This is a genomic window from Pseudomonas fluorescens (assembly GCF_018614775.1).
GTDB classification, from domain to species: Bacteria; Pseudomonadota; Gammaproteobacteria; order Pseudomonadales; family Pseudomonadaceae; genus Aquipseudomonas; species Aquipseudomonas fluorescens_BY.
Map to the genome: position 1 here is coordinate 1 of NZ_JAGGOF010000054.1, position 10,051 is coordinate 10,051.

The following is a 10,051-nucleotide window of genomic DNA, read 5'->3' on the forward strand; positions in this document are numbered from 1 at the left end:
TTGCTCGCGAAGGGGCCGGCCCGATCACCGAATACTCCGGAAAGTCGATCCACGCTCAATCAACCGCGCCGCAAAATCCAGGGTCTGTACCGGCCCGTTGTCGCCGCGCAAGCGCTTGAGCAAGCATTCGAAGGCACTGGCGCCGATCTCGGCGGTGGGTTGGGCCAGGGCGGTGATGCCGCTGCCGACCAACGGGTACCAGTCCAGGTCGTCGAGGGCAATCAGGCCGACATCGTCGAACAAATGGCAGCCCAACTCGCGCAAGGCCTGGGTGGCGGCCAGGGCGGCAATGCCGTTGGCGCAGAACAACGCCTTGGGGCCGGTGCCCGGGTGGGCCAGGAAGGTCTGGATCTGCTTGATGAGTTGATCGCGGATTTCCACCACCGCGCCAGTCAGGGCCGGGCGTCGCTCGATGCCGGACTTGAAGCTGTCGACCCGCTCGATCCGCGAACTGGTGCCGTCGAACGGTTCGGTGACCATCAGCAGGTCGCGGTAGCCGCGCTGTTCAAGGTGATCGAGGGCCATCGTGACGGCCGCCGGGTTGTCCAGCCCCACCAGATCGCTTTCGAGCCGGTCGACCTTGCGATCCACCAGCACCAGCGGCATCTCACTGCGCAATTCGAGCAGTTCGTCACGGTGATGGCCCAGGGTGTTCACGATCAGCCCTTCGATGTTGTAGGCACGCAACAGCGCCAGATGCTGGCGTTCCTGTTCGTCATCGCGGTCGGTGTTGCACACCACCAGGCTGTAGCCGTGGCGACGGCAGGCGGTTACCACGCCATGCATCACGGCAATCGAATAAGGGTTGCGGATATCGGCCACGAGCATGCCGATCAAGCGGGTACGCCCGCGCTTGAGGCCGCGGGCCATCTGGTTCGGGCGATAGCCCAGCTCGCTGATCGCCTGCTCGATGCGCCGGGCGATGGCCTCGGAAAGCAGGGCGCGGTCTTCACCGATGAACCGCGAGACGCTGGCCTTGGACACCCCGGCGCGTTCGGCGACATCAAGCATGGTCACGCGGCTGCGCTGGGCGGCGGAAAAGGAGTTCACGGATGGAGACCTGCCTGTTGAATTTATTAGAGGCCCTGAAACCGGTTTCAGGAAACATCAGAATCGGGTGGGTCGTCAAGGGTGTGTTGTGGAGGGGGCGACCGGTGGTGGAGTGGTTTAGTCGGTGGGAGGGCTGGGTTCTCGGGGTAAGGTCTGATTTATCGGGGGGGATGAGCTATCGCCATCGCGAGCAGGCTCGCTCCCACAGGGAACTGTGCCGTGTCGGAGATGTGGGAGCGAGCCTGCTCGCGATGGCGTTTATGAAGGCGCTGACATCAGTCCTGCCTGACGAGGGTCCCGGTACCCCTGAGAATGTTCTGCAACGTCAATTCAACCTCCGCCAGGTCCGCCGCGTCGGTGTCGTGGCTGATCTCCAGCACATCATCACCCCCGAGGGCGTCGGCGTCCGCTGCGGCAACTTCGATTTTAAGCAGGGTCGGTGACAGGGTGACCTTGACCCCGTCCAATGTCGAAGGCTCGCCATCGAGGGCGATCTCCAGTTCATCTTCGTCGGGGTAACGAGTCATCAGGAACATTTCGCCTTGCGCGCTGTGGCAGCAGAGCATGGCCATATTGTCTTCCTCGTCATCGCACGGGTTGGCGATCAGAAGGGCGGTGGTCATTTGCATGATGATGGCTCCTGGCTCGGTGAGCCCTGCGGGTGCAAAAAGTGGATTTTGCCAGTCTCGATGATTTTTTGCTGGGTTACTGCCAACCGGTGCGCAATCCGCTTGCGATTTCACACCTTGGGGTGCCGTTTGTGGCCCAGACTGCTAGGGTTGTCAGGGCGCACCCGCCAGACAGCGAGCCGATGACCGAATATGTCGCAGCGCCGCAAGCAGGCACGTTGTCGCACTCGTTAAGCTGCGCAACGGATGTGCACCTGCAAAGGCCACCCCCGGGGTGTTTTTTGCAGGTGTTCATTACATGGAAATTACATGGAGAAGGAATGTGACCTGCGGGTCCCGTCCAGCTTCACCCACCTGTCATCCTGTTTCCTCTGCCCGAGAATCAGGAGCGGGATGGCCGACGGCCCCGAAAGGGGTTGCACGCGACGCTTCCATCAATAACAAGCCCAAGCGGAGTACCACAGATGGCGTTCTTCACCGCAGCCAGCAAAGCCGACTTCCAGCATCAACTGCAAGCGGCACTGGCGCAGCACATCAGTGAACAGGCACTGCCACAAGTGGCGCTGTTCGCTGAACAATTCTTCGGCATCATTTCCCTCGATGAACTCACCCAGCGCCGGCTGTCCGACCTCGCCGGCTGCACCCTGTCCGCCTGGCGCCTGCTTGAGCGCTTCGATCACGCGCAACCGCAGGTGCGTGTCTACAACCCCGATTACGAACGCCACGGCTGGCAGTCGACCCACACGGCGGTGGAGGTACTGCACCACGACCTGCCGTTCCTGGTGGATTCGGTCCGCACCGAACTGAACCGTCGCGGCTACAGCATCCATACCTTGCAAACCACCGTCCTGAGCGTGCGTCGCGGCAGCAAGGGCGAGTTGCTGGAAGTCCTGCCAAAAGGCACCCAGGGCGACGACGTCAAGCAAGAGTCGTTGATGTACCTGGAAATCGACCGCTGCGCCAACGCCGCCGAACTCAACGTCCTGAGCAAGGAACTTGAGCAGGTACTGGGCGAAGTGCGCGTGGCAGTGACCGATTTCGAACCCATGAAAGCCAAGGTCCGGGAAATCCTGGCGGGCCTCGACGACAGCGTCTACGCCATCGATGGTGACGAAAAAAGCGAGATCAAGAGCTTCCTGGAATGGCTGGTGGGCAACCACTTCACTTTCCTCGGCTACGAAGAGTTCGTGGTGCGCGACGAAGCCGATGGCGGCCACATCGAGTACAACCCGGATTCCTTCCTCGGCCTGACCAAATTGCTGCGTGCCGGCCTCACCGCCGAAGACCTGCGCATCGAAGACTACGCCGTCAGCTACCTGCGCGAACCGACCCTGCTGTCGTTCGCCAAGGCTGCGCACCCGAGCCGCGTGCACCGTCCGGCCTACCCGGACTACGTGTCGATCCGTGAAATCGACGCCAACGGCAAGGTCGTCAAGGAATGCCGCTTCATGGGCCTGTACACCTCTTCGGTGTATGGCGAGAGCGTGCGGGTCATTCCATACATCCGCCGCAAGGTCGAGGAAATCGAACGTCGTTCGGGCTTCCAGCCCAAGGCGCACCTGGGCAAGGAACTGGCCCAGGTGGTCGAAGTGCTGCCCCGTGACGACCTGTTCCAGACCCCGGTCGACGAACTGTTCAGCACCGTGATGTCCATCGTGCAGATCCAGGAACGCAACAAGATCCGCGTGTTCCTGCGCAAAGACCCGTATGGTCGCTTCTGCTACTGCCTGGCCTACGTGCCACGGGACATCTACTCCACCGAAGTGCGCCAGAAGATCCAGCAAGTGCTGATGGATCGCCTGAAGGCCTCGGACTGCGAATTCTGGACGTTCTTCTCCGAATCCGTTCTGGCCCGCGTGCAGTTGATCCTGCGAGTGGACCCGAAGAACCGTCTCGACATCGACCCGTTGCTGCTGGAAAGGGAAGTGGTCCAGGCCTGCCGCAGCTGGAAGGACGACTACGCCAACCTGGTGATCGAAAGCTTCGGCGAAGCCCAGGGCACCAACGTGCTGGCCGATTTCCCCAAAGGCTTCCCAGCCGGCTACCGTGAGCGCTTCGCCGCCCACTCGGCCGTGGTCGACATGCAGCACCTGCTGAGCCTGAGTGAAAAAAATCCGCTGGTCATGAGCTTCTACCAGCCGCTGGGCCAGGTCTCCGGCCAGCGCGAGCTGCACTGCAAGCTGTACCACGCCGATACGCCGCTGGCGCTGTCCGACGTACTGCCGATCCTGGAAAACCTCGGCCTGCGGGTGCTGGGTGAGTTCCCGTACCGCCTGCGCCACACCAATGGCCGCGAATTCTGGATTCATGATTTTGCCTTCACCGCCGCCGAAGGCCTGGACCTCGACATCCAGCAACTCAACGACACCTTGCAGGACGCTTTCGTCCACATCGTGCGTGGCGATGCCGAGAACGACGCGTTCAACCGCCTGGTGCTGACCGCCGGCCTGCCATGGCGCGACGTGGCGCTGCTGCGCGCCTATGCCCGTTACCTGAAGCAGATCCGCCTGGGCTTCGACCTGGGCTACATCGCCAGCACCCTGAACAACCACACCGACATCGCTCGCGAGCTGACCCGGTTGTTCAAGACCCGCTTCTACCTGGCGCGCAAACTCAGCGGCGATGACCTGGAAGACAAGCAGCTGCGCCTGGAGCAGGCGATCCTGACGGCCCTGGACGACGTCCAGGTGCTCAACGAGGACCGCATCCTGCGTCGCTACCTGGACCTGATCAAGGCCACCCTGCGGACCAACTTCTACCAGACCGACGCGAACGGCCAGAACAAGTCCTACTTCAGCTTCAAGTTCAACCCGCACCTGATCCCGGAACTGCCGAAACCGGTGCCCAAGTTCGAGATCTTCGTCTACTCGCCACGGGTCGAGGGCGTGCACCTGCGTTTCGGCAACGTCGCCCGGGGCGGCCTGCGCTGGTCCGACCGTGAAGAAGACTACCGCACCGAAGTGCTTGGCCTGGTGAAAGCCCAGCAAGTGAAGAACTCGGTGATCGTGCCGGTGGGCGCCAAGGGCGGCTTCCTGCCCCGTCGCCTGCCGCTGGGCGGCAGCCGGGACGAGATCGCCGCTGAGGGCATTGCCTGCTACCGCATCTTCATCTCGGGCCTGTTGGACATCACCGACAACCTCAAGGACGGCGCACTGGTGCCACCGGCCAACGTCGTGCGCCATGACGACGATGACCCGTACCTGGTGGTGGCGGCCGACAAAGGCACCGCCACCTTCTCCGACATCGCCAACGGCATCGCCATCGACTACGGCTTCTGGCTGGGTGATGCGTTCGCTTCCGGTGGTTCGGCCGGTTACGACCACAAGAAGATGGGCATCACCGCCAAGGGTGCGTGGGTGGGCGTGCAGCGCCACTTCCGCGAGCGCGGCATCAATGTCCAGGAAGACAGCATCACCGTGGTGGGCGTCGGCGACATGGCTGGCGACGTGTTCGGCAACGGCTTGCTGATGTCCGAGAAGCTGCAACTGGTGGCCGCGTTCAACCACCTGCACATCTTCATCGACCCGAACCCGGAACCTGCCAGCAGCTTCGCCGAGCGCAAGCGCCTGTTCGACCTGCCGCGTTCGGCCTGGACCGACTACGACACCAGCATCATGTCCGAAGGCGGCGGCATCTTCTCGCGCAGCGCGAAGAGCATCGCCATCTCGCCACAGATGAAAGAGCGCTTCGACATCAAGGCCGACAAGCTGACCCCGACCGAGTTGCTGAACGCCTTGCTCAAGGCGCCGGTGGACCTGTTGTGGAACGGCGGTATCGGCACCTACGTCAAGGCCAGCAGCGAAAGCCACGCCGATGTCGGCGACAAGGCCAACGATGCATTGCGCGTGAACGGCAACGAACTGCGCTGCAAGGTCGTGGGCGAGGGCGGTAACCTGGGCATGACCCAGCTGGGTCGCGTCGAGTTCGGCCTCAATGGCGGCGGTTCCAACACCGACTTCATCGACAACGCCGGTGGCGTGGACTGCTCCGACCACGAAGTGAACATCAAGATCCTGCTCAACGAAGTGGTGCAGGCCGGCGACATGACCGACAAGCAACGCAACCAGTTGCTGGCGAGCATGACCGACGAAGTCGGTGGCCTGGTGTTGGGCAACAACTACAAGCAGACCCAGGCCCTGTCCCTGGCGGCGCGCCGCGCTTTCGTGCGGATCGCTGAATACAAGCGCCTGATGAACGACCTGGAAGCCCGTGGCAAGCTGGACCGTGCCATCGAGTTCCTGCCGACCGAAGAACAGCTGGCCGAGCGTGTCGCGGCAGGCCATGGCCTGACCCGTGCCGAACTGTCGGTGCTGATCTCCTACAGCAAGATCGACCTCAAGGAAGCGCTGCTCAACTCCCTGGTACCGGACGACGATTACCTGACCCGCGACATGGAGACCGCGTTCCCGCCAACGCTGGTGAGCAAGTTCTCCGAGGCCATGCGTCGCCATCGCCTGAAACGCGAAATCGTCAGCACCCAGATCGCCAACGACCTGGTCAACCACATGGGCATCACCTTCGTCCAGCGGTTGAAAGAGTCCACCGGCATGAGCCCGGCGAACGTGGCGGGTGCTTACGTGATCGTGCGGGACATCTTCCACCTTCCGCACTGGTTCCGTCAGATCGAAGCACTGGACCACCAGGTTTCCGCCGACGTGCAACTGGAGCTGATGGATGAGCTGATGCGCCTGGGTCGTCGCGCGACTCGCTGGTTCCTGCGCAGCCGTCGCAACGAGCAGAACGCTGCCCGTGACGTCGCTCACTTCGGTCCTCACCTGGCCGCGTTGGGCCTCAAGCTCGACGAATTGCTGGAAGGCCCGACCCGCGAGGGCTGGCAGACCCGCTACCAGGCCTACGTGGCCGCCGGTGTGCCGGAGCTGCTGGCGCGCATGGTTGCAGGCACCACCCACCTGTACACCTTGCTGCCGATCATCGAGGCGTCCGACGTCACTGGCCAGAACGCCGCCGATGTGGCCAAGGCCTACTTCGCCGTGGGCAGCGCCCTGGACGTGACCTGGTACCTGCAACAGATCAGCGCACTGCCGGTGGAAAACAACTGGCAGGCCCTGGCCCGCGAAGCGTTCCGCGATGATGTCGACTGGCAACAACGGGCGATCACCATCTCGGTCCTGCAAGAGGGCGACGGTACCCAGGACGTGGAAACCCGCCTGGCGCTGTGGCTGCAACAGCACCAGGACCTGGTCGAGCGCTGGCGCGCCATGCTGGTGGACATCCGTGCCGCCAGCGGCACCGACTACGCCATGTACGCAGTCGCCAACCGCGAACTGCTGGACCTGGCGCTGGCAGGTCAGACGGTCGTAACGGCCAACTGATCCGGCGTGAACAAAAAGCCCCGCATTGAGAGATGCGGGGCTTTTTTGTGCGCGCTATATCCGCGCTGAAGTCTACCTGCCAGGCAAGGATCTCCCTGTGGGAGCGAGCCTGCTCGCGATGGCGGTGTGTCAGTCAACCTCAAGGCGACCGGTCCACCGCTATCGCGAGCAGGCTCGCTCCCACAGGGGAAAACGGGTGCTGTCAGTCAGTTTTCAGGGGGATCAGTACCGCCTCTTTCTCCCCCAATACCATGAACACCAGCAACTTCGCCGGCTGGGTCGCGCTGGCGTTCTTCGAGACCAGGTGCTCGGAGCCCGCCGCCTCGTACCAGAACTCCCCGGCCTTGTAAGTGATGGCCGGCTCGCCCTTGACCTGCGACGTAATGGCGCCTTCGAGCACGTAAGCCATGGCCGTGCCCTCATGCTTGTGGGCGCTGGAGAATTGGCCCGGCGCGTAGTCGACGGTCAGCATCAGGGCTTTTTTACCCGGCAGGTTTTTCAGCATCTGTTCCTGCAACACGCTGACCTTCTCCGAAGGCCCGGCTTCGTGGGCATAGACGTTTGCGATGGGCAGCAGGCTGAGGGCGGCTAACAGGCAGAGGGTTTTCATGGTGGCTTGACCTTCATGGGTTCGTGGGAATTCGCGCTCTCGCGTCGATGCATCCACCCTAAGCCCCCCGGTAGGGCAAACAAACGTCCAATCTGTCGGAAGGCGGGGAGACCAATGCCGCGCCCCTCACTCAAGCGCACACCTTTTCTGATCGTTCCCACGCTCTGCGTGGGAATGCATCCCGTGACGCTCCGCGTCACCTTCCAGAGGCGGAACGCGGAGCGTCCCTGGCGGCGTTCCCACGCGGGAGCGAGGGAACGATCAAATAGCCAGTCCAATCCTCAGGCAACTTGCAGCAAGATGTCCCGCAAACGGTCCAGGGCGATGTCGATGTCCAGGGTTTCAATCGCGCCAAAACCAAAGAACAGGCCCGGTCGCACCGGCGCTTCATTGAAAAAACCCTCGATGCTGTACAGCCCGACCTCGACTTTTTTCGCCAGTTCGATGACCAGTGCCAGGTCCACGGGCACCTTGCACAACACCGCCATGTGGAAGCCGGCGGTGGTCGGCACGGCTTCGAACCACGGCGACAAGTCCCCGGCCATCCGTGCCAGCAGCCGCTCGCGCCGGCCGGCATACAGGGTATGGCAGCGACGGATGTGCTTGAGCAGGCAACCCTCTGCGATGAATTTGGCCAAGGCCCATTGGGGTAGGGTGGAGGTGTGCTGGTCGGTGAGGCGCTTGGCCAGGATCACCGCTTCGAGGATCGCCGGCGGCAGGATGGCGTAACCCAGCCGCAGTTCCGGCAACAGCGTCTTGGAAAAGGTGCCGACGTACGCCACGATCCCGCGCTCATCCAGGCTCTGCAGCGAATCGGCGGGCCGCCCTTCGTAACGGAACTCGCTGTCGTAGTCGTCTTCAATGATGATCGCCCCCAGCTCATAGGCTCGTGCGAGCAAGGCTTCGCGGCGTGCCTGGCTCATGGGCATGCCCAGGGGAAACTGGTGGGAAGGCGTCACATGGATCAGCCGCGTGCCGTCGGGAATCAGATCCACCCGCAGGCCTTGCTCGTCCACCGGTACCCCCACCACCGTGGCGCCCTGGGAACCGAACAGCAACCGCGCCGGCGGATAACCGGGGTCTTCCATCGCCACCAGGCTGCCGGGGCGCGTCAGTACCCGCGAGATCAGGTCCAGGGCCTGCTGGGCGCCGTTGCACACCACCACGTCTTCATCCTGGCAATTGACCCCGCGAGAAAAGGCGATGTGCCGGGCAATGGCGTTGCGCAACGCCGGCAAGCCTGCGGGTTGACTGTAGAAGCCCTTGGCGCTGGCGATCTGGCGCAGCGCGTGGGCGGTGCAGCGGCGCCAGTCATCCAGCGGAAACTGGCCCTTGCCGGTGGCGCCGCCGATGAAGTCATAGCGCAGCGCGCTGTCGTGGGTGGGATGACGCATCAGGTCCGGCATGGTGCGCCAGGCCTCGACGACATCGGCACCGGCCAGTTCGCGGTGGCTTTGTTTGCGCACGATGCGAGCCGGCCGTGCATTGACGTAGGTGCCTTTGCCGATGATGCCGGTGAGAAAGTTTTCGTAGGTCAGCTGCGCATAGGTGTCGGAAACGGTCTTGCGTGAGACGCCCAGTTGTTCGGCCAGCAAACGGCTGGGCGGCAATTGCGTACCGGCGGCCAGGCGACCGCCTTCGATGGCGCTGCGCAATTGTTGATACAGCTGGCTCGCCAGGTCCTTGCGGCCGTTGATGACAACATGAAGTTCCATACCCGCAGGCTCCTGGGCGATTGGTTGGCCGCCAGCGTCAAAGGCGCAAGGTTACCCGCATTGTGCTGCCGCTTTGAAGTTGCGTGGAGAAAATCCTGCCGATTGGCCTGGGGGTGCGATGGCCCGGCTTTTTTCGACGAATTGGACCTGTCGTCGAACGACCCCAAGGCCTACCGTGACAGTCCGATCGCCACGGAGCCCACCATGAGCCCGCGTCTGGATTACTACAGTGCCTCTCCCGGCGCGATGAAAGCCATGATCGGCCTGGAGGCCGTTACCAGTCGCCTGAGTATCGAACCGGCGTTGCTGCAATTGATCAGGATCCGGGCCTCGCAACTCAATGGCTGCGCATTCTGCACCGACATGCATTCGGTGGACGCGCGGCGCCTGGGCGAAACCGAGCGGCGTCTCTACGCGGTGGCCGTGTGGCGCGACAGCGGTTTTTTCACGCCCCGCGAGCGCGCCGCCCTGGCCTGGACCGAAGCGGTGACGCTGTTGGCCGAAAGCCAGGTGCCGGACGATGTCTTCGCCTTGGCCCGCACCTGCTTCAGTGAAGAGGAACTGGTGGACCTGACAATGGCGATCAGCACGATCAACAGCTGGAACCGGCTGGCCGTGAGTTTTCGCCAGAGCCCGGGTTGAGTACTGCCCCATTGCCCTGATTGGAGCAGCAAGCTTCAGCGGCGTTTGGCAGGGCGCTATCGCGAGCAGGCT

6 protein-coding genes are annotated in these 10,051 nt (G+C 62.9%); 2 read left to right on the forward strand and 4 right to left on the reverse strand.

Annotated elements, in window-relative coordinates; genetic code table 11:
• Nucleotides 1-24: 24 nt before the first annotated feature.
• Both J7E36_RS15785 and J7E36_RS15790 read right to left on the reverse strand, forming a co-directional pair.
• Nucleotides 25-1,050, reverse strand: a complete 1,026-nt coding sequence (locus J7E36_RS15785; RefSeq protein ID WP_331275389.1) for a LacI family DNA-binding transcriptional regulator — start codon at nt 1,048-1,050, stop codon at nt 25-27.
• Nucleotides 1,051-1,325: 275 nt separating this feature from the next.
• On the reverse strand, nt 1,326-1,679 hold the full coding sequence (locus J7E36_RS15790; RefSeq protein ID WP_215004469.1) for a hypothetical protein: 354 nt from the start codon (nt 1,677-1,679) through the stop codon (nt 1,326-1,328).
• A gap of 464 nt (nt 1,680-2,143) precedes the next feature.
• Between J7E36_RS15790 and J7E36_RS15795 the strand changes: the two genes are divergently transcribed.
• Entirely contained in the window at nt 2,144-7,012 is a 4,869-nt protein-coding gene (locus J7E36_RS15795; RefSeq protein WP_215004471.1) for an NAD-glutamate dehydrogenase, read from the forward strand.
• Between the two features lie 202 nt (nt 7,013-7,214).
• Here the strand turns inward: J7E36_RS15795 and J7E36_RS15800 are convergent, their stop codons facing one another.
• Nucleotides 7,215-7,622, reverse strand: a complete 408-nt coding sequence (locus J7E36_RS15800) for a cupin domain-containing protein (RefSeq protein ID WP_215004473.1) — start codon at nt 7,620-7,622, stop codon at nt 7,215-7,217.
• Between the two features lie 281 nt (nt 7,623-7,903).
• Nucleotides 7,904-9,337: a PLP-dependent aminotransferase family protein gene (locus tag J7E36_RS15805; protein WP_215004475.1), complete on the reverse strand. Its 1,434-nt coding sequence runs from the start codon at nt 9,335-9,337 to the stop codon at nt 7,904-7,906.
• A 204-nt stretch (nt 9,338-9,541) separates the two neighbouring features.
• On the opposite strand from J7E36_RS15805, the gene J7E36_RS15810 reads away from it, so the two are divergent.
• Nucleotides 9,542-9,979 carry a carboxymuconolactone decarboxylase family protein gene (locus J7E36_RS15810; RefSeq protein WP_215004477.1) on the forward strand — a complete coding sequence of 146 codons (438 nt, stop codon included), beginning with the start codon at nt 9,542-9,544 and terminating at the stop codon, nt 9,977-9,979.
• Nucleotides 9,980-10,051 lie beyond the last annotated feature (72 nt).

What these genes read in the sequence shown, in the direction of transcription:
- J7E36_RS15805 (WP_215004475.1), bottom strand. Translation starts at nt 9,337, where the DNA reads ATGGAACTTCATGTTGTCATCAACGGCCGCAAGGACCTGGCGAGCCAG.
- J7E36_RS15800 (WP_215004473.1), bottom strand. Translation starts at nt 7,622, where the DNA reads ATGAAAACCCTCTGCCTGTTAGCCGCCCTCAGCCTGCTGCCCATCGCA.
- J7E36_RS15790 (WP_215004469.1), bottom strand. Translation starts at nt 1,679, where the DNA reads ATGCAAATGACCACCGCCCTTCTGATCGCCAACCCGTGCGATGACGAG.
- J7E36_RS15795 (WP_215004471.1), top strand. Translation starts at nt 2,144, where the DNA reads ATGGCGTTCTTCACCGCAGCCAGCAAAGCCGACTTCCAGCATCAACTG.
- J7E36_RS15810 (WP_215004477.1), top strand. Translation starts at nt 9,542, where the DNA reads ATGAGCCCGCGTCTGGATTACTACAGTGCCTCTCCCGGCGCGATGAAA.